The 20,193-nt window shown below is 46.6% G+C and carries 18 protein-coding genes and 1 other RNA gene; 15 read left to right on the top strand and 4 right to left on the bottom strand.

The window, feature by feature from the left end:
* Positions 1 to 14: 14 nt before the first annotated feature.
* Positions 15 to 500: a ClpXP protease specificity-enhancing factor gene (gene sspB / locus WJM94_RS12980; protein WP_444494636.1), complete on the top strand. Its 486-nt coding sequence runs from the start codon at positions 15 to 17 to the stop codon at positions 498 to 500.
* A gap of 56 nt (positions 501 to 556) precedes the next feature.
* Here the strand turns inward: sspB and WJM94_RS12975 are convergent, their stop codons facing one another.
* The 4 genes from WJM94_RS12975 to WJM94_RS12960 are packed head-to-tail and all read right to left on the bottom strand — an operon-like array spanning position 557 to position 4,007.
* Positions 557 to 1,225, bottom strand: coding sequence for a BON domain-containing protein (locus tag WJM94_RS12975; RefSeq protein ID WP_444494635.1), 669 nt, complete (start codon positions 1,223 to 1,225; stop codon positions 557 to 559).
* A gap of 21 nt (positions 1,226 to 1,246) precedes the next feature.
* On the bottom strand, positions 1,247 to 1,837 hold the full coding sequence (locus tag WJM94_RS12970) for a phosphoheptose isomerase (RefSeq protein ID WP_444494634.1): 591 nt from the start codon (positions 1,835 to 1,837) through the stop codon (positions 1,247 to 1,249).
* A gap of 3 nt (positions 1,838 to 1,840) precedes the next feature.
* A complete protein-coding gene (locus tag WJM94_RS12965) occupies positions 1,841 to 2,209 on the bottom strand; it encodes a YraN family protein (protein WP_444494633.1) in 369 nt (122 codons plus the stop codon).
* Positions 2,196 to 4,007 carry a penicillin-binding protein activator gene (locus tag WJM94_RS12960; RefSeq protein WP_444494632.1) on the bottom strand — a complete coding sequence of 604 codons (1,812 nt, stop codon included), beginning with the start codon at positions 4,005 to 4,007 and terminating at the stop codon, positions 2,196 to 2,198. The genes WJM94_RS12965 and WJM94_RS12960 overlap by 14 nt, the downstream gene beginning before the upstream one ends.
* A gap of 68 nt (positions 4,008 to 4,075) precedes the next feature.
* On the opposite strand from WJM94_RS12960, the gene rsmI reads away from it, so the two are divergent.
* The 14 genes from rsmI (at position 4,076) to ftsA (ending at position 20,177) form a co-directional block, all read left to right on the top strand.
* Positions 4,076 to 4,939 (top strand): 16S rRNA (cytidine(1402)-2'-O)-methyltransferase, encoded by an 864-nt coding sequence (gene rsmI / locus WJM94_RS12955; protein ID WP_444494631.1) that lies wholly within the window; start codon positions 4,076 to 4,078, stop codon positions 4,937 to 4,939.
* A gap of 195 nt (positions 4,940 to 5,134) precedes the next feature.
* Positions 5,135 to 5,564, top strand: an RNA gene (gene rnpB, locus WJM94_RS12950) — RNase P RNA component class A.
* A gap of 230 nt (positions 5,565 to 5,794) precedes the next feature.
* Complete coding sequence (rsmH, locus tag WJM94_RS12945; protein WP_444494630.1) at positions 5,795 to 6,745, top strand: 16S rRNA (cytosine(1402)-N(4))-methyltransferase RsmH; 951 nt, start codon at positions 5,795 to 5,797, stop codon at positions 6,743 to 6,745.
* Between the two features lie 5 nt (positions 6,746 to 6,750).
* A complete protein-coding gene (ftsL, locus tag WJM94_RS12940; protein WP_444494629.1) occupies positions 6,751 to 7,068 on the top strand; it encodes a cell division protein FtsL in 318 nt (105 codons plus the stop codon).
* On the top strand, positions 7,065 to 8,858 hold the full coding sequence (locus WJM94_RS12935; protein WP_444494628.1) for a penicillin-binding transpeptidase domain-containing protein: 1,794 nt from the start codon (positions 7,065 to 7,067) through the stop codon (positions 8,856 to 8,858). Before ftsL ends, WJM94_RS12935 begins: the two co-directional genes overlap by 4 nt.
* Positions 8,859 to 8,918: 60 nt before the next feature.
* On the top strand, positions 8,919 to 10,400 hold the full coding sequence (murE, locus tag WJM94_RS12930; protein ID WP_444494627.1) for a UDP-N-acetylmuramoyl-L-alanyl-D-glutamate--2,6-diaminopimelate ligase: 1,482 nt from the start codon (positions 8,919 to 8,921) through the stop codon (positions 10,398 to 10,400).
* Entirely contained in the window at positions 10,397 to 11,761 is a 1,365-nt protein-coding gene (locus WJM94_RS12925; RefSeq protein ID WP_444494626.1) for a UDP-N-acetylmuramoyl-tripeptide--D-alanyl-D-alanine ligase, read from the top strand. Before murE ends, WJM94_RS12925 begins: the two co-directional genes overlap by 4 nt.
* Positions 11,761 to 12,843, top strand: coding sequence for a phospho-N-acetylmuramoyl-pentapeptide-transferase (mraY, locus tag WJM94_RS12920; RefSeq protein WP_263838004.1), 1,083 nt, complete (start codon positions 11,761 to 11,763; stop codon positions 12,841 to 12,843). Before WJM94_RS12925 ends, mraY begins: the two co-directional genes overlap by 1 nt.
* Before the next feature lie 38 nt (positions 12,844 to 12,881).
* Positions 12,882 to 14,195, top strand: coding sequence for a UDP-N-acetylmuramoyl-L-alanine--D-glutamate ligase (gene murD, locus WJM94_RS12915; protein ID WP_444494625.1), 1,314 nt, complete (start codon positions 12,882 to 12,884; stop codon positions 14,193 to 14,195).
* A gap of 21 nt (positions 14,196 to 14,216) precedes the next feature.
* On the top strand, positions 14,217 to 15,413 hold the full coding sequence (ftsW, locus tag WJM94_RS12910; protein ID WP_444494624.1) for a cell division protein FtsW: 1,197 nt from the start codon (positions 14,217 to 14,219) through the stop codon (positions 15,411 to 15,413).
* Positions 15,400 to 16,467 carry an undecaprenyldiphospho-muramoylpentapeptide beta-N-acetylglucosaminyltransferase gene (gene murG / locus WJM94_RS12905; protein WP_444494623.1) on the top strand — a complete coding sequence of 356 codons (1,068 nt, stop codon included), beginning with the start codon at positions 15,400 to 15,402 and terminating at the stop codon, positions 16,465 to 16,467. Before ftsW ends, murG begins: the two co-directional genes overlap by 14 nt.
* Positions 16,468 to 16,490: 23 nt before the next feature.
* Entirely contained in the window at positions 16,491 to 17,948 is a 1,458-nt protein-coding gene (gene murC / locus WJM94_RS12900; RefSeq protein ID WP_444494622.1) for a UDP-N-acetylmuramate--L-alanine ligase, read from the top strand.
* Positions 17,949 to 18,139: 191 nt separating this feature from the next.
* On the top strand, positions 18,140 to 18,922 hold the full coding sequence (locus tag WJM94_RS12895; RefSeq protein ID WP_444494820.1) for a cell division protein FtsQ/DivIB: 783 nt from the start codon (positions 18,140 to 18,142) through the stop codon (positions 18,920 to 18,922).
* Complete coding sequence (gene ftsA, locus WJM94_RS12890; RefSeq protein ID WP_444494621.1) at positions 18,915 to 20,177, top strand: cell division protein FtsA; 1,263 nt, start codon at positions 18,915 to 18,917, stop codon at positions 20,175 to 20,177. The genes WJM94_RS12895 and ftsA overlap by 8 nt, the downstream gene beginning before the upstream one ends.
* The last annotated feature ends 16 nt before the right edge of the window (positions 20,178 to 20,193 follow it).

The raw sequence follows: 20,193 nt of genomic DNA, 5'->3' as shown, positions 1-20,193 counted from the left end.
CAATTAGAGACGTTATGGATATTGCAAAGATGACTGCCCGCCGTCCGTATATGCTTCGCGCATTCTACGATTGGCTGGTAGACAATGACTTAACTCCTCATTTGGTTGTTGACGCAACCATGCCAGGCGTACGTGTACCTGTTGAATTTATTCAAGATGGTCAGATTATCTTGAATATTGCACCTCGTGCCGTTGGTAATCTAGAGTTGGGTAACGATGCGATTACTTTCCACGCTCGTTTTAGTGGTCGCCCGCATTCGGTAATTGTCCCTGTGTATGCGGTTCAGGCAATTTATGCACGTGAGAATGGTGCAGGTACTATGTTTGAACCAGAAGAGGCTTACACTCATATCGAAGAAGAGACGATGGAAGACGAACAATCCCCATCGTTTACGACGGTAAGTGATGGCGTTCCCCAAGTTGCGGACTCGGAATCTGGTGATAACGAAAGTGAAGTACCTCGTCCGAAAGGAAAACCAAGCTTAAGAGTTATTAAATAAAAAAAGCAGCGATTACGCTGCTTTTTTTTTGGTTTGTTGAGATGATGCTTTAGCAATTATCGACTTATAGTAAATACTTCAACGTTTGCTTCATCATCGTCGTTTGTATCAGTTTGTATTGGTTTCGTAGCATTATTAGGTAAGTCAACTTCAACGGGCTCTGTCCCTCCGTACTGGAACCCATTAATCACTTGCTTTACTCCAGAGATGTTACGTGCGATTTCTATCGCTCGCTCGCTCTGTGCTTCTGTTACATAACCAAACAGAAATACTTCACTATCTTCAGTAATCACTTTAACTTTGACAGCATTGAGCTTCTCATCAGTGAGCAATGATGATTTCACTTTTGTGGTGATCCAACTGTCATTACTGATTTGGGTAACGGTAAGAGGCTCTTTTACTTTCATTTGATTATGAATGATTTTTACGCCAGATAGTTCCCGGGTTCTTCTTTCAAGGTCGTTAACCAAATCTTGTGTTGGGGCTTGCCCCATAAGAACCACGGTTCCATTGTAAGAGCTCGCGAATACTCTCGCTATACCTTTGAAAGGCTGCTTGTTGCCCATTGCAGCTACTTCAAACTCTATATTATTGTCTAACCAGATCTGCTTGGTTGAGCGCGTATCCGTGACGATGTTCGCTGTCGTGGCAGCACCAGCGATAAACAAGCCTGCGCAACCACTGATACTTAGAACGGTTAATAAGACAACTAGGCTACGTATCATTATTCTGACTCTCAATCTTCGTTATTCTTCGTGAGCTGGGAAAAGCACTTGATCAATGAGATCACACAGGCAGTGTAGAGTAAGCAAGTGAACTTCGTGAATACGCGCGGTACGGTGAGAAGGGATGCGAATTTCAACATCATTTTCACCCAGCAAACCCGCCATCTCGCCACCATCTTTACCGGTAAGCGCGATAATCGTCATGTCACGTGTTACGGCTGCTTCCATTGCTTTGATTATATTTTTACTGTTACCGCTAGTTGAGAGAGCGAGCAGAATGTCACCAGGCTGGCCAAATGCGCGAACTTGTTTGGAAAAGATTTCCTGATAGTGATAGTCATTGGCAACTGCGGTAAGCGTCGTGTTGTCAGCGGTCAGGGCCATTGCTGGGAGGCTCGGGCGTTCTGTCTCAAAACGGTTTAAAAGGCAAGAAACAAACTGTTGCGAATTAGAGGCACTACCACCGTTACCACAACAAAGAATTTTGTTGCCATTAAGTAAGCTCGAAACCATCGCTTGAGCGGCATGAGTAATGGCATCTGGCAATGCTTCTGCTGCTGCAATTTGAATTTGAATACTTTCTGTAAAACTGTCTTTAATGCTGTCTAGCATCCCTTATCCTTCAGATATTGCGTTTTGTATCCAGTTAATATCTCGGCCACTATCGTGAATGGCGATCACATCAAACCGGTAATCAATTGAGTGTACTGAGTGTTTTTGGCGACTTAGCCAAATGTGCGCAGTTTTAACCAGCTTACGCATCTTCGCGTGAGTGACCATTTCTGCCGCCGAGCCAAAACGATCATTGTTACGATATTTGACTTCAACGAAGACGATAGTTTCATCTTGTTGAAAGATTAAATCAATTTCGCCGACTTTTGTCAGAAAATTTTGATCTAAAAAGCGTAAACCCTGGCGCAGTAGATACTGCTTCGCCAGGGTCTCGTATTGATTTCCTATCTGGCGCTTACTAAAAAGCCCCACGCTCAGCCCAGCTTAGTTCACGTTGTACCACACAATTACTGTCGATACTTAATATGCCGGTCTGACCTCGGATAGAAAGACCCGGAACGGCTTTCATCTGAGGTAGTTCACCAATCAATTTATATGCGTCCATCCCTAGTGCTTTAAGACGGATTTCCATATTTGATTGTGGTCCCCATAACTCCTTCATTTCAGCCGCGACAGTTGGATCTGGATCAATCAGCAGTGGAATGTCACTGTAAATGATGCCATTCAAATCGTCGTAAGTCGCACCGCCACTGTTACTACGAGAGTTTGAGAACATCTTCGGTGGTTTAGCGTCCGGGTTAATTGCAACTTCAATGAATGGTTTAATTAACGTAAGTTCTGTGCTTCTAGCCGCAATGTAGACCGCATCGACATCACGACGACTGCGTGGTTGTGTCTCCAGCTTAATTTGCATTAAAGACTGCATTTGGGCAATACGCTGCTTACTCTCTTGCAAACCGAAGACATCGTTTATGTCTTTCTGCAACTGACGATTATCACCAAAATAGCTGGTCGCTACTTTGTTTGAGCTGTATTTACGCCATTCCTCATTAAACGCTTCCACAACACGTTGGCCGTAGCTGCCTTTTGGCGCAAGAACAAGCGGGAAGTTATAGCCTTGGCTGAAGAGATACTTAGCTGCCTGAGCAACTTCTTGTTCTGGTGACAGTGCCAAGTAGCAGATATTGCTACCAGGCTGTACTTCTTCAGGAATGTTCAATGCTAACGCTGGGATTGTTGGGCCTGCGGCTGAACCATCAATTGAGGTTTGTAATACCTCAACATTTTCTTTTTGCAGCGGACCGACAACGAAGTCGATATTTTCACTAATAAGACGTTGTTTGATCTGCTCTGGACTATAAGCATTCGTGTCAATCACGGTCAGGCTTGTGCTTTGATCACGATTTTCATCGTTCATCATTGCAAACATAAAGCCTTCACGAATCAGCTGTGCTTGAGGGGCGAATTTGCCCGTTAGTGGCAGCAACAGTGCGGTGTTGTTTGGTTTGACGATATTTAACGACAGAATATTTTGGATTTCTGTCGGAGTGTAAACAGCCGCCGGATGTGATGGATTTTCAGCTAACCAGCGCTCTAGCGTATTTCTCAACTGAGAAAGGTTGCCAGAATACGTTTTTGAGTAAATAGCTAATTGTAACCAGCCATCCAGAATATCTTCGTTTGGTTCAGTCTTTAACGAAGTCAGCTCTGATTGTGAGTAACTGCCAAAGTTCATCCAAATGCGGCTGGAAATTTCACGTTGCTCTGGTGAAGACGAATACTGGCCTAACAACACCAGCTCACGGTTGGCCTCAAACGGTTGGTTCAGGCTCTGGTAAGCATCCGCACGTATTGCGTAGTAGTCTTTCCACTGATCGTTTGGCAGTTTCCACCACGGCTGAAAGTTCAGTTGTTGCAGTAACTGTGAGTAATTACCTTGCTTTTGCTGTATGGTCGCACGCGCCAGTTGCCATTCTGCCTGTTGAACTTCTGACAATTGCTGGCGGGAAAGACGTGTTAACAACAAGTTAGCTTCGTCAAATTGGTCAGACTGAATTGCCGCTTTGGTTGCCATGATCAACCAGTCGTTTTGTAAGCTGCCTTCCGAACTGTCAGCTTGAATCATGTAGCTCTGAACCGACTGGGTAGGCTCTAGTGTGACATCTACGCCATCTGGTTGTCTCGGGCCTGAAGAACAGGCGGCGAGTGTAATTGCTAGTGCAACAGGAGTGAGTATGCGTGGTACACTGAGTCGCTTATGGTTAATCATTGCCGTGAGTTCTCTATAATTTTGTACAAAATTGTCTTTATATTAATCGTTGAAGTGATGGTAAACAAATGACAGATAAAAATAAGTTGCCGAATGAGGGGCCAACTCTCTATATCGTACCGACTCCAATCGGAAATTTAGCTGATATCACCCAACGTGCTATCGAAGTTCTGTCGAATGTGGACATCATTGCTGCTGAGGATACCCGACATACGGGTAAATTACTGTCTCACTTCAATATTCAAACCAAAACTTTTGCATTGCATGATCACAACGAACAGCAAAAAGCTCAAGTTTTGGTGGAGAAGCTACTTTCAGGCCAGTCCATCGCATTGGTTTCTGACGCTGGTACGCCGCTAATCAGCGACCCAGGATACCATTTGGTAACAAAATGTCGTCAAGCGGGCGTAAGAGTTGTGCCTCTTCCTGGTGCGTGTGCGGTTATCACAGCGTTAAGCGCTTCTGGTTTGCCGTCTGATCGCTTTAGTTTTGAAGGCTTTTTACCGCCTAAAAGTAAAGGACGCAAAGACAAGTTTTTAGAAATCGCAGCGGTGGAACGTACGTGTATTTTCTATGAGTCTCCGCACCGTATTTTGGACTCGCTACAAGATATGTTAGACGTTCTTGGCCCTGAACGAGAAGTTGTTTTGGCGCGAGAGTTGACCAAAACGTTTGAAACTATTCAAGGTATGCCGCTTGGAGAGTTAATCGAGTGGGTGAAAAGCGACGATAACCAACAGCGTGGAGAAATGGTGTTACTGATTCATGGCCATCGTGAAACCGCGGATGACTCTTTGCCTGACGACGCGTTGCGCACACTGGGCATTTTGACCAAAGAATTGCCACTTAAAAAGGCCGCGGCGTTGGTGGCAGAAATTCATAACCTTAAAAAGAATGCTCTGTATAAATGGGGTTTAGAAAACCTGGATTAATAAGGCGACCTCTGCCTAAACGGGTTTACCAAGCAAAATTGATTAGGGCTGATGATTTTCATTAGCCCTTTTTTGTGCTGACCAGACGTCATTACGGGGCGTTGTTAGAGCAAAAAAGCATCATTTGATGCATTCCTTACATCATATCTGTGATCTAACTAGACTCTGAAGTGAGAACTCTATACAATCCGCCCCGGAGCTGACTGGGTAGTCGCTGCTTTGTTGATGTCCTTCGGGAGACTGACGTTGAGGTCCTTCGGGAAACTGACGTTGACGTCCTTCGGGAGACTGACAAAGGGGAGGAAAGTCCGGGCTTCATAGAGCAAGGTGCCAGGTAACGCCTGGGGGGCGCAAGCCTACGACAAGTGCAGCAGAGAGAAGACCGCCGATGGCCCGTAAGGGATCAGGTAAGGGTGAAAGGGTGCGGTAAGAGCGCACCGGGCGACTAGTAATAGTTCGTAGCAGGGTAAACTCCACCTGAAGCAAGACCAAATAGGCCTCCACATTGCGTTGCTCGCGTAAGGAGGCGGGTAGGTTGCTCGAGCCAGTGAGTGATTGCTGGCCTAGACGAATGGCTACCGCCGCGCAAGCGGAACAGAACCCGGCTTATGTGTCGGCTCCAACTATTCGAGACCCATCATTACTTCATAGTAATGATGGGTTTTTTGCATTTTATTGACTCAGACTGCGTCATTACCAATAAACTTGGCGTTAAATCACGTCTAACTCTAGACTTGTGGTGGCGATGATGTGGGAAATCAGTACACTAGGAACTATTATTCACTCGCTGATTAAATCAGCATGAGAGAACAACACGTCCTAAAAATCGCTTCAAGATTATTCAACGAGAAAGCTATGACCGAAACCTTCCAACATATTTCTGTGTTATTAAATGAATCCATTGATGGCCTGGCTATCAAACCTGACGGTATCTATATCGATGGAACATTTGGCCGAGGCGGTCACAGCCGTACGATTTTGTCTAAGCTAGGTGAAAATGGCCGTCTGTACAGTATTGACCGTGACCCACAGGCTATCGCGGAAGCGGGCAAGATTGACGATCCTCGTTTTACCATTATTCATGGCCCATTCTCGGGCATGGCGAAATACGCACAAGAGTACGATCTGGTTGGCAAAGTGGATGGCGTTTTGCTCGATCTTGGTGTCTCTTCTCCTCAGCTTGATGATGCCGAGCGTGGATTTAGCTTTATGAAAGATGGCCCGCTGGACATGCGTATGGATCCGACATCTGGCATCCCGGTATCTCAGTGGCTGATGGAAGCGGATCTGGATGACATCACGTGGGTCATTCGTGAGTTTGGTGAAGACAAACACGCACGCCGTATCGCTCGTGCGATAGTTGAATACCGTGAAAATGAAGAAAATGAGCCTCTTACTCGCACTGGTCAATTGGCTAAACTGATCTCAGAAGCTGCACCAAAGAGTTTTAAAGAGAAGAAACACCCAGCAACGCGTGCATTCCAGGCGTTCCGCATTTACATCAACAGCGAACTCGAAGAAATAGATACTGCACTAAAAGGTGCGGCAAGTATTCTTGCTCCTGAAGGGCGTTTATCGGTCATCAGTTTCCACTCGTTAGAAGATCGAATGGTTAAGCGCTTTATACGTAAAGAGAGTAAAGGGCCGGAAGTGCCACATGGGATCCCTCTGACAGAAGCTCAAATCAAAGAGCTTGGCAGTGCGAACATGAAAGCGGTAGGCAAAGCGATAAAGCCGACGAAACAAGAAATTGACATAAACCCTCGTTCACGCAGTTCTGTGTTAAGAATTGCTGAAAAGCTTTAATTATTATGACGAAATCCACTCCTAACCTTGCTAAGTTGATAGCCACGGATTTACTTACCGTTGGTCGCTGGCCGTTACTGTTGTTGCTACTTATTCTGGCATCAGCAATGGGAGTGGTATTCGCTACCCACCATGCGCGTCAAGCGATCACAGAAAAAGATCACACACTGGTTGAGCGCGAGCGACTAGACAGCGAATGGCGCAACCTGATGTTGGAAGAAACCGCCCTGGCAGAACATAGCCGAGTTCAAGACCTTGCGAAAAAGGAACTTGAAATGAAACGACCTGACGGCGATAAAGAAGTGGTTATCACACTAAAATGATTAGAAAGAAAACCAGTACCAAACAAGGAAACAAGCGGAAGTCTCCTGCAAAAACTAAAGCTGCAGTCGATGAGAAAAAAATCGAAGATAAAGCAGCAAAAGTTGAGGTCGAAGAGTCATTTTTGATTCGTTGGCGTTTTCACCTGTTACTGTTTTTTGTTTTCTGTGCGTTTGCTCTTCTTGTAGGGCGAGTGGCGTACATTCAAATCATCGAGCCTGATAACCTGATAAAGGAAGGTGACCTTCGCTCGATTCGCGTAAAGTCGATTCCTTCTGCTCGAGGCATTATCTCCGACCGAAATGGTGAGCCTCTTGCCGTTAGTGTGCCTGTTGAAGCGGTATGGGCCGATCCTGCGACCATCTTTAAAGAAAATGCTTTAAGCCAAACCCAAAGCTGGTATGCACTGGCGGACGTTCTTGGTATTAACCGTGAAGGTTTAATTGAAAAGATCAAGCGCAATGAAAAGCGCCGCTTCATTTACCTGCAGCGTCAGGTCAGCCCTGCAATGGCGAATTACATTCGTGAGCTAAAACTACCTGGTATCGGTCTTAAGTCTGAATCTCGCCGTTATTATCCGGCAGGGGAAGTAAGTGCCCACCTTGTTGGGGTGACGGGGATTGATGGCCATGGTTTGGAAGGTGTCGAGCGCAGTTATGATGAGTGGCTGACGGGTGAAGAAGGCAAAAAAACCATCCGCAAAGACCGCTACGGTCGAGTGGTAGAGAACATTGCATGGCAGGACAAGCAAGAAGGTAAGTCACTGCAATTGACGATTGACCAGCGTTTACAAGCTATTGCGTATCGAGCCATTAAACAGGCAGTTGCCGATCACCGTGCGACCTCTGGCTCTGTTGTGATGATGGACGTAAAAACCGGTGCAGTGCTGGCGATGGTGAACGCGCCGTCGTATAACCCGAATAATCGCAGTGACTGGCAAAGTTACAAAATGCGTAACCGTGTGATCACTGACTCGATGGAACCAGGGTCAACAATTAAGCCTTTTGTTGTTCTGGCTGCCTTAGAAAATGACATTGCAACAAAAGACACGATTGTTGATACAGGTAATGGTGTGCTTCGGTTAGGTGGGAGCCGAGTTAAGGATATAACTCCAGTTGGGAAAGCCAGCCTGGAAATGATCCTGAAAAAATCCAGTAACGTCGGTGTGACGAAGCTGGCGATGCAAATGCCTGTTGAAGCGTTGTTGGGACTATATAGCTCGGTTGGATTAGGTGAGCTTTCAGGTCTGAATCTGGTTGGTGAAGTAACGGGTATTTTCCCTACCCGCTCACGTTGGTCGCCGATTGAGCGAGCTACCATTTCTTTCGGTTATGGTCTTTCTTTTACTCCAATTCAGTTAGTTCACGCTTATTCGACGCTCGGTAACCTCGGTAAATATGAGCCAATACATATCATTAAAAATAATGACAGCGGGATGGCTCATCAGGTTGTTAGCCCTGAGCATGCGCGTCAGGTGCTTGATATGCTCGAAACGGTAACTCAGCAAGGCGGCTCAGCTCGTCGTGCAGCGGTACCGGGGTATCGAATCGGGGCGAAAACCGGTACATCGCGTAAAGCTTCTGCCGGTGGATACAGTGATGAGTACATTACTTACACCGCCGGTCTTGCTCCCGTCAGTGATCCTAAAATCGCACTCGTTGTGATCGTCAATGAGCCTCAAGGCGATGATTACTACGGCGGCTCGGTAGCATCTCCCGTCTTTTCTGAAATTATGAAAGGCGCGTTGCAGATCCTGAACGTGGCACCGGATGAAAACAAATTCCAGCAGTAAGCACAGTAAGCTTATTGCGACCAACTTGAGTAAACCTGAGCTAATGCTCGGAGAACATATATGACTAAAGCCATCAGTATGGACGCATTGCTTTCCCCTTGGGTTGATTGCCCAAGTCTGGCGTCCGTCCTTGTCTCTGAACTGGAACTCGACAGTCGAAGAGTTCAAACCGGTACCACCTTTGTTGCGATTGTCGGGCATGTGGTGGATGGGCGGAGATTTATCTCGTCAGCTATTGAGCAAGGGGCGAATGCCGTTATCGCGCAAGCATGTGACCTCAAATCGCATGGCACGATAGAAATGGTCGGTGATGTTCCGGTTATCTATTTAAATGCTTTGGATAAATGCCTGTCAGAAATCGCAGGCCAGCTTTACACTTACCCAGCCATGGAACTTATTGGTGTAACTGGAACCAATGGCAAAACCACCATCACCCAACTGATTGCACAGTGGATCGAATTAGTTGGTTCAAAAGCCGCCGTTATGGGTACGACGGGAAATGGTTTTTTAGGTCATTTACAACAAGCCGCGAACACCACAGGTAACGCGGTGGAAATTCAACACACCCTCTCGTCGCTAGCGGCGCAGGGTGCAAAATATACGTCACTGGAAGTCTCTTCTCATGGCTTGGTGCAAGGGCGAGTGAAAGCATTGTCGTTTTCGGCTGGTGTGTTTACCAATCTAAGCCGCGATCACCTCGATTACCATGGCACGATGAAAGATTATGCGAGTGCTAAATTTACCCTCTTTACTGAGCATCAGTGTGAAAAAGCCGTTATAAACGTTGATGATGAAGTCGGTGCGGCTTGGGCCAAAGATCTTTCGAATGCTATTGCGGTCTCTTTAACACCGACTGCTGAGTTTGCAAACGCACTTTGGGCGAATAATGTCGCGTATGCCGAATCTGGCATTACTATCGAATTCGAAGGCACATTTGGAGCTGGCACTCTCTACGCGCCGTTGATTGGTGAATTCAATGCGGCGAACTTGATGCTGGCTTTTGCCACTTTGTTAAGCTTGGGTTTTGACAAACAAGAACTTTTAGCGACAGCAAGCCAACTGCAACCAGTATTAGGTCGAATGGAACTGTTCCAGACAGAAAAGCGGGCCAAAGTGGTGGTCGACTATGCTCATACTCCTGATGCATTAGAAAAAGCATTGCAGGCACTGCGTGTTCACTGTGAAGGTCAGCTTTGGGCGATCTTTGGCTGTGGCGGTGATCGTGATGCAGGAAAACGCCCGATGATGGCAGAAATTGCGGAACGCTTGGGTGATAAGGTTGTGCTGACAGACGACAACCCTCGTAGTGAAAGTCCTGAACTTATTGTGAACGATATGCTGGCAGGTTTATTGAAGCCCGCTGAGGCGATTATTGAGCATGACCGCTTCAAAGCACTGTCTTATGCACTGGAGAATGCTTCGGCGCAAGACATCATCTTACTGGCTGGTAAAGGCCACGAAGACTACCAAATCCGCAACGGCGAAACGATTCATTATTCGGATAGAGAATCTGCAATGCAGCTATTAGGACTGTCATCATGATTAAAGTAACCTTGTCTCAACTTGCTGAAATTACCAATGGTGAACTGGTCGGGGAAGACATCACCATCGCTGCGGTTTCAACCGATACGAGAACCATTGAGAAAGGATCGCTGTTTGTCGCATTAGTGGGTGAACGATTCGATGCCCACAACTTCTGCCAGCAGGCGGTAGAATCTGGCGCAGGCGCACTGCTGGTGCAAAAGCGTCTCGATGTGAATGTTCCTCAGGTTGTAGTGGCTGACAGCAAAGTTGCTCTGGGAGAAGTTGCGGCTTGGGTACATCACTCTTGCCAGACTCCGACGGTTGCTATTACAGGGAGTTGTGGCAAAACGACGGTGAAAGAGATGGTGGCGAGCATTTTGCAGTTGAAAGGGCAAGTGCTGTTCACGGCTGGCAACTTTAACAATGACATCGGTGTACCGCTCACCTTGTTACGTTCGCAGTCAGATGATAATTACGCCGTCATTGAACTGGGCGCAAACCATATCGGTGAAATTGCCTATACCACGCAATTGGTTAAACCGGATATCGCACTGGTCAATAATGTGGCCGCCGCGCACCTTGAAGGTTTTGGTTCTCTTGACGGGGTTAAGCAAGCGAAAGGTGAAATCTATCAAGGCTTGTCGGCTGGTGGAGTTGCGATTGTCAATTTGGATAGTAATGGTGATGTGCTATGGCAGCCTGTTCTTGCAAATAAGAAGGTGATCACTTTTTCGCAAAGTAACGCTCAAGCCGATTTCTATGCTTCCGATATACAAATGAATGAAGAGGGTAAAGCCAGCTTCACTTTGCATATCTCCTCAGACGCACAACAAATTGAACTATCTCTGGGTATTATTGGTCAACACAATGTTGCAAACGCGATTGCCGCTTCCATTATTGCTCTGCAGATGGGCGCGACGATGGAAGAGATTCAATCTGGTCTGATGCATCTCAACAAGGTTAAAGGCCGGGTAGACGTTGAGCAACTGAGTCAATCCATCAAATTGATTGATGACAGCTACAATGCCAGTGTCCCTGCAATGAAGGCGGCGGTTGACCTATTAGGCGCTTTCCGAGGTCAGCGTTGGTTGATTTTAGGTAATATGGCGGAATTGGGCGAGGAAAGTCTTGCACTTCATCGTCAAGTCGGGGAACATGCTGCCCCACAAAAATTTGAACACGTTCTCACTTATGGTGCGGATGCAAAGGTTATTAGCGACCTTTGCGACGGTATCCACTTTGAGACACATCAAGATATGATTGACTACATCAAGCAGCATCTAGACCAAACCGTTTCTGAAAACCACACCATTTTGGTTAAAGGAGCGAACGGTGCTCGTATGTTTGAAGTCGCTGCTGCTTTGAAGGAGTATTTTTAATGATTATCTGGCTTGCCGAGCTGCTACAGCCATATTTCTCTTTTTTCCGATTGTTTGAATACCTGTCTTTTCGAGCAATTTTGAGCGTATTGACTGCCTTAGGTCTGTCTCTCTGGATGGGACCTATTATGATCAAGCGATTGCAAATGCTGCAAATCGGTCAGGTAGTACGTAACGAAGGTCCTGAATCTCACTTTAGCAAACGTGGTACGCCGACCATGGGCGGCATCATGATTTTGGCTGCTATATCCATCACTATTCTGCTTTGGGCTGATTTATCAAATCCTTACGTCTGGGCAGTGTTGGTGGTATTACTTGGCTACGGCGCAGTTGGCTTTGTCGATGATTACCGTAAAGTGGTGCGTAAGAATACCGATGGTTTGATCGCTCGCTGGAAATACTTCTGGCAATCTTTGATCGCGTTTGTAGTGGCGTTCGCTCTCTACGCGTATGGCAAAGATACCGCTGCAACTCAACTTGTCGTGCCATTCTTTAAAGATGTGATGCCTCAAATGGGGATGTTGTACATTATCTTCACTTATTTTGTGATTGTAGGTACGAGTAACGCTGTCAACCTGACCGACGGTCTGGATGGTTTGGCGATTATGCCGACCGTACTGGTAGCCGCAGGTTTCGCTGTGATTTCGTGGGCGACCGGTAACGTTAACTTCTCTGAATACCTGCACATTCCATACCTTCCTCATGCCTCTGAGCTTGTTGTGGTGTGTACGGCGATTGTTGGTGCTGGTCTTGGCTTTTTGTGGTTCAACACATACCCAGCACAAGTATTTATGGGCGATGTAGGCTCGCTTGCACTTGGCGGTGCGCTGGGCACTATCGCTGTATTGGTTCGCCAGGAATTTGTACTGGTTATCATGGGTGGTGTATTTGTAATGGAAACCCTGTCCGTTATCCTTCAGGTGGGTTCTTACAAACTACGTGGTCAGCGTATTTTCCGCATGGCACCAATTCACCATCACTACGAACTTAAAGGGTGGCCAGAGCCTCGCGTAATCGTGCGTTTCTGGATTATTTCTATTGTTCTTGTTCTGATTGGTCTAGCAACATTGAAGGTGCGTTAATCGCGCCTTCTCAGACAAGATATACAGTGTGGACAAATATGGAACGTTGGCAAAACATACATAACGTTGTCGTCGTAGGGCTCGGTATTACCGGGCTCTCTGTCGTTAAACACCTCAGAAAAAATCAGCCACAACTGGTGGTTAAAGTCATTGATACCCGCGCCAATCCTCCGGGAGAAGACCGCCTTCCTGAAGGGGTTGAACTACACAGTGGTGGTTGGAATAGCGAGTGGCTTGCGAAGGCTGATCTGGTCGTGGCCAATCCGGGTATCGCGCTTGCGACGCCTGAAATCCAGTCAGTGCTGAATAGTGGGACATCAGTTGTTGGTGATATTGAACTGTTTGCCTGGGCAGTAACTAAGCCGGTCGTTGCGATTACAGGATCCAATGGCAAAAGTACAGTGACCGATTTAACTGGAGTGATGGCAAAAGCGGCTGGTTTGAAGGTGGGCGTTGGCGGCAATATTGGTGTCCCTGCTCTGGACTTGCTAGAGCAAGAGGCTGACCTGTATGTACTTGAGTTGTCTAGTTTCCAGCTGGAAACTACTTCCAGTCTAAAATTGAAAGCGGCGGCATTTCTAAATCTTTCTGAAGATCATATGGATCGTTATGAAAGTATGGCAGATTACCGAGCAGCAAAACTACGCATTTTTAATCATGCTGAGCTTGCGGTGGTGAATCGTGATGATCCGGAAACCTTCCCTGATCATGAAATGCCAGTGGTTACGTTTGGCAGTGATAACCAAGCATTTGGCTTAGATGCTCATGGCGACAAAACTTGGCTTATTGACCATGGTCAGCACGTCATTGCCAGCGATGAACTTAAGCTGGTCGGCAAACACAATTTAGCCAATGTACTGGTTGTGCTGGCACTGCTCAAAGCCGCGGGTATAGAATATTACAACACATTGAATACACTTAAAAATTACACCGGACTGACACACCGTTGTCAGGTGGTTGAGGATAATCAAGGTGTTAAATGGGTGAATGACTCCAAGGCGACCAATATCGCAAGCACGATGGCAGCATTATCGGGTCTTGAACTGACGGGCACTCTTTATTTGCTCGTTGGTGGCGTAGGGAAAGGCGCAGACTTCACACCATTGAAACCGATCTTGGCGGCATTGAACTTACAGTTGTGCTGCTTTGGCAAAGATGGCGATGCGTTTTTGCCTCTGCATGAGTCTGCCATCCGTTTTAACTCGATGGAAGATGTGATTCAGCAAATATCTTCGCAGTTAAAACCTGGGGATATGGTGATGCTGTCTCCCGCATGTGCTAGCTTTGATCAATTCGACAACTTTATGGCAAGAGGTGATGCATTCGCTGCTCTTGCGAAAAAATACGCATAATAATTAAAGGTCACTCATTTCGTGGGTTTAGGTAACGTTAAACACAATATCAGTAACTGGCTTAGACAGCCCGCTCCACAGGCGTTGTTTGATCGCCAGTTGGTATGGATTGCGTTGGGTTTGATGTTGACGGGTTTGATCATGGTAACGTCGGCTTCTTTTCCAATCAGTTCACGATTGACCGATCAGCCTTTCCATTTCATGTTCCGTCACGCCACCTTTCTGGTGTTGGCGCTTGGGGCATCGGCAGTGATACTCCAAGTGCCTTTAGAAGAGTGGTTCAAACGGAGCCACTACTTGCTTTGGGTCTCTTTTGCTTTATTGATCATCGTGTTGCTTGCAGGTAAATCTGTAAATGGTGCATCGCGCTGGATACCTCTGGGGCTATTTAACCTGCAGCCTGCAGAGGTGGCAAAACTCTCGCTGTTCATCTTTATGTCCGGTTACTTAGTCCGTAAGCAGGACGAAGTTCGTCAAACCTTCTTTGGCGGCTTTATGAAGCCAATCATGGTGTTTGCGTTTTTCGCTGTCTTGTTGCTTGGACAGCCTGACTTAGGTACCGTCGTTGTAATGCTGGTAACCTTGTTCGGCATGTTATTCATCGCCGGCGCTAAGCTGACCCAGTTTCTTGCACTGATGGTTGCCGGAATTGGTGCTGTGGTGGGTTTGATTTTGGTCGAGCCTTACCGTATGCGACGAGTAACGTCATTTCTCGATCCTTGGGAAGACCCGTTCGGCAGTGGCTATCAGCTGACTCAATCGTTGATGGCGTTTGGTCGTGGTGAATGGTTTGGCCAAGGGCTGGGTAACTCCATTCAGAAACTCGAATACCTGCCAGAGGCGCACACCGACTTTGTATTTGCGGTATTGGCTGAAGAGCTTGGTTTCGTTGGTGTCGTATTAGTGCTGATGCTGATTTTTAGCCTGGTACTGAAAGCGGTCTACATCGGAAAACGAGCTTTTGAACAAGACGAAATATTTGGCGGCTATCTGGCATTTGGTATTGGTATTTGGTTTGCGTTTCAGACATTGGTTAATGTTGGTGCCGCTGCCGGTATTGTCCCAACAAAAGGTTTGACGCTTCCGCTAATCAGTTATGGTGGTTCCAGTCTGATTATTATGTCCGTTGCAGTATCCATATTGCTGCGCATTGATCACGAATGCCGCTTGAAACGCGAGCAACAACAATCAGAACAACAAACTAATGAAGAAAACTAAACGTTTGATGGTGATGGCTGGTGGAACTGGCGGTCACGTATTCCCAGGTTTGGCCGTTGCTAAACAGTTGCAAGAGCAAGGTTGGGAGATCCGCTGGTTAGGCACTGCGGATCGAATGGAAGCGGATTTAGTACCAAAGCACGGTATTGAAATCGACTTCATCAAAGTAAAAGGTTTGAGAGGACAGGGCATTAAGCGTCTTATTGCTGCGCCGTTTCAAATCATCAATGCCATCATGCAAGCTCGTGCACATATGAAGCGCTGGCAGCCAGATGCGGTTCTGGGCATGGGCGGCTATGTAAGTGGTCCCGGTGGTATTGCAGCTTGGCTAAGCGGTATTCCGGTTGTACTTCATGAACAAAATGCCGTTGCAGGTTTGACGAACCAGTGGCTATCTAAAATTGCCAAAAAGGTATTTCAAGCGTTTCCTGGTGCCTTCCCGAAAGCTGAAGTGGTTGGTAACCCTGTGCGGGAAGACGTCACTCAACTTGAAGAACCATCCCAGCGTATGCAAGGCCGCCAAGGTCCTGTTCGCATTCTGGTCATGGGTGGAAGCCAAGGCGCTCGTATTCTTAATCAAACCCTGCCGGCGGTAATGGCCAATCTGGGTGAAGAATACTCTATCCGTCACCAAGCGGGTAAGGGCTCAGCTCAAGAGGTGCAAGCGGCTTATCAGGAACACAAAGTGACAAGTGCTGAAGTGACCGAATTTATTGACGATGTGGCAGATGCGTACGCGTGGGCTGACCTGCTGGTGTGTCGCTCGGGAGCTTTGACAGTGTCAGAAGTTTCTGCCGCTGGCGTAGGCGCTATTTTCGTACCGTTTATGCACAAAGATCGTCAGCAGGCACTGAATGCGGATCACTTAGTAGAATGCGGAGCGGCGAAAATGATTGAGCAGCCTGATCTGACGGTTGACTCTCTCACTCAGCAAATCCAACAATTAGATCGCAAAACTTTATTAGAGATGGCTCAGCAGGCACGTGGTGCTGCTAAATTGGACGCTGACAAAATAGTCGCTCAAGCCATCGTCGCTTTGACAGAAAAGCGTTAACGAATTATCGAGAATAGATACAGATGACTATCCAACATACACAAGACCTAGCCCAGATTCGCGCAATGGTGCCAGAGATGCGTCGCGTTAAATCAATCCATTTCATTGGCATTGGTGGTGCGGGGATGAGCGGTATTGCTGAAGTGCTCTTAAACGAAGGTTATCAAATTACGGGCTCAGACTTGGGGAATAACCTCGTTACAGAACGTTTAGCTTCTAAAGGGGCAAGCATCTATATCGGTCACCAAGCGAGTAATGTAGAGACAGCGAGTGTGGTCGTTGTTTCTACGGCAATTAACGAAGATAACCCGGAAGTTAAAGCGGCTCGTGAGTTGCGTATCCCAATCGTTCGTCGAGCTGAAATGCTAGCAGAGCTGATGCGTTTCCGTCATGGTATTGCTGTTGCCGGTACGCATGGTAAAACGACAACCACGGCGTTGGTTACTCAAATTTATTCAGAAGCAGGTCTTGATCCAACGTTTGTTAACGGTGGATTAGTGAAAAGTGTTGGTACTAACGCACGTTTGGGCTCCAGCCGAATCTTGATCGCTGAAGCCGACGAGAGTGATGCGTCATTCCTGCATCTTCAACCGATGGTGAGTATTGTCACTAATATTGAAGCAGACCATATGGATACTTATGGCGGTGATTTCGAAACGTTGAAGCAGACCTTCATTGATTTTCTTCACAACCTGCCGTTTTATGGTCAAGCTATTGTTTGTATTGATGATCCTGTGATTAGAGAACTGATTCCACGTATTAGCCGCCAAGTTATTACTTATGGATTCTCAGCAGATGCCGATATACGTATTGAGAATTACCGCCAAGAAGGCCAGCGCGGCAAATTTACCGTTGTGCGTAAAGGCCGTGCAGATCTGGATATCACACTGAACATTCCGGGTCGCCACAATGCACTCAATGCTTCAGCCGCAATTGCTGTTGCGACAGAAGATGATATTGAAGATGAAGCGATTCTGAAAGCAATGGCCGGAACACAAGGTACCGGACGCCGTTTTGATCATCTTGGTGAATTTGATACTGGCAATGGTCATGTAATGCTGGTGGATGATTACGGACACCACCCAACTGAAGTTGGAGTGACGATTAATGCGGCGCGCAATGGTTGGCAGGATAAGCGTTTGGTGATGATTTTCCAACCGCATCGCTACAGCCGAACTCGTGATTTATATGATGATTTTGCAAACGTACTTGAGCAGGTCGACGTGTTGATCATGTTGGATGTTTATGCAGCGGGTGAAAAGCCAATTTCGGGGGCCGATGGGCGCTCTTTATGTCGTACAATTCGCAGTAGAGGCAAGATAGATCCAATTTTTGTCCCAGAAATCGAGCAATTACCGTCAGTTTTGGCTAACGTTATACAAGACGGAGACCTAATTTTAACGCAAGGCGCGGGAGATGTTGGTAAAGTTGCTAAACAACTCGCAGCTCTTGAGTTGAATATTAATAAGATGCTGAAATAAATTGGAACGCACCGCAAACTTTCAGATAAAGACATAGATCTCGATTTTGCGTCAAGAACGTTGTGATTTCTTGTTAACAGTGTTTGATAGTTTATTAGAGCTCAGTATAATCCGAAGGTTAAAGTCAATACTTTTGCTGCAGTGTGATTATGCAGGCAAAAGTACGCGGCAAGAGTCAGGAAACGAAGACGTTGTTGAATATTGCACTAAATGAAGAACGACAAAACACGGACGATAACCGTGGTCGTCAAGAAAAAATCTTAGGTGCGCTATTTTTCGTCGTAGTTGTGACTTTAATTAGTTCTGTTTTGTACTCGGCGATCAGTTGGATGTGGGATGACCAAAGACTACCCCTCTCCAAAATAGTGCTCCAGGGAAAGCTGGAGTATATCAAAGCTGATGATGTTCAGGCTGCATTTAGCAGGATTGACCACATCGGAACGTTTATGTCACAAGACATTGATGTATTACAGCAAAGTGTTGAAGCCTTGCCTTGGGTTGCTCATGCAGCGATTCGGAAGCAATGGCCCGATACAGTAAAAGTTTTCTTAACAGAGCACCAACCTGAGGCCATTTGGAATGGCAACGAGCTGTTAGATAAAGACGGCTGGGTTTTTGATGGGGATGTTGGTCTGTTAAAGGAAGAAAAAGTTAAGCTGTATGGACCCAAAGACAGCGGACCTGAGGTTTTAGAGACCTACCGTGAGTTGAGTCCTAAATTTCAGCAATTAGGTTTAGCGATATCGTCTCTGGTGTTAAACGAGCGACGAGCTTGGCAAATCATCCTTGATAACGGTATTCGATTAGAGCTCGGTAAAGAGTCTCTTCTTGAACGTGTAGAGCGCTTTTTTTCGCTCTATAACAAGCTTGGCAGTGACACGCAAAGAATCAGTTATATCGATCTCAGGTACGATACAGGGGCTGCAGTCGGTTGGTTTCCTGAAGAAGAGTTAGAAGAGAGTACAGATGACTAAGGCCGCAGATGACAACATTATTGTTGGTCTTGATATAGGCACTGCAACCGTATCAGCTCTAGTGGGCGAGATTCTACCTGATGGCCAAATTAATATTATTGGTGCAGGTAGTAGCCCCTCTCGCGGCATGGATAAAGGTGGCGTGAATGACTTGGAGTCGGTTGTAAAATCAGTACAACGCGCGATTGATCAAGCTGAGCTAATGGCCGAGTGCCAAATCAGCCGAGTATTCATTTCGTTGTCTGGTAAGCATATCGCAAGCCGAATTGAAAAAGGTATGGGCACTATATCGGACGAGGAAGTTTCTCAAGAAGATATGGATAGAGCAATCCATACTGCTAAATCAATAAAGATCGGTGATGAACAGCGAATCCTTCATGTGATTCCACAAGAGTTCACTATCGATTACCAGGAAGGGATTAAGAATCCGCTTGGTCTTTCTGGGGTAAGAATGGAAGTGAGTGTCCATCTTATCACGTGCCATAACGACATGGCTCGCAATATCATTAAGGCGGTAGAACGGTGCGGTCTTAAGGTAGAGCAACTTGTATTTTCTGGGCTTGCTGCAAGTAACGCAGTAATTACCGAGGATGAAAGAGAGCTTGGAGTATGTGTGGTTGATATTGGCGCCGGCACGATGGATGTTTCTATCTGGACGGGTGGTGCGCTACGTCACACTGAAGTATTTTCATACGCAGGAAATGCTGTAACAAGCGATATTGCTTTTGCTTTTGGTACGCCAGTAAGCGATGCTGAAGAAATAAAAGTGAAATATGGCTGTGCTCTAAGTGAACTGGTCAGTAAGGATGACACGGTTAACGTACCAAGCGTAGGTGGTCGACCTTCACGAAGTCTGCAACGTCAAACGTTGTCAGAGGTGATAGAACCACGTTACTCTGAGCTTATGGGACTCGTTAATCAAACTATCGATTCCGTTCAGGCTAAATTGCGCACAGAGGGCATTAAGCATCATCTTGCCGCTGGTGTTGTTTTAACTGGCGGCGCTGCGCAAATGGACGGAGTGATAGAATGTGCGGAACGCGTATTCCGCAACCAAGTAAGGGTCGGCAAACCGCTCGAAGTCAGCGGGTTAACTGACTATGTAAAAGAGCCGTACCATTCTACGGCAGTTGGATTACTTCATTACGCAAGAGACATGCAGTCTAGTGACGATAGCGATTACAATGAACCTAAACGCTCATCTGTGACTGGCTTTTTCGGTAAATTGCGTAATTGGATACAAAAAGAGTTTTAACCTGAGTTGCAGGATA

The sequence above is a fragment of the Vibrio sp. YIC-376 genome (genome assembly GCF_052353105.1).
Taxonomy (GTDB): domain Bacteria; phylum Pseudomonadota; class Gammaproteobacteria; order Enterobacterales; family Vibrionaceae; genus Vibrio.
This window is presented reverse-complemented; position numbering and strand designations above follow the sequence as displayed.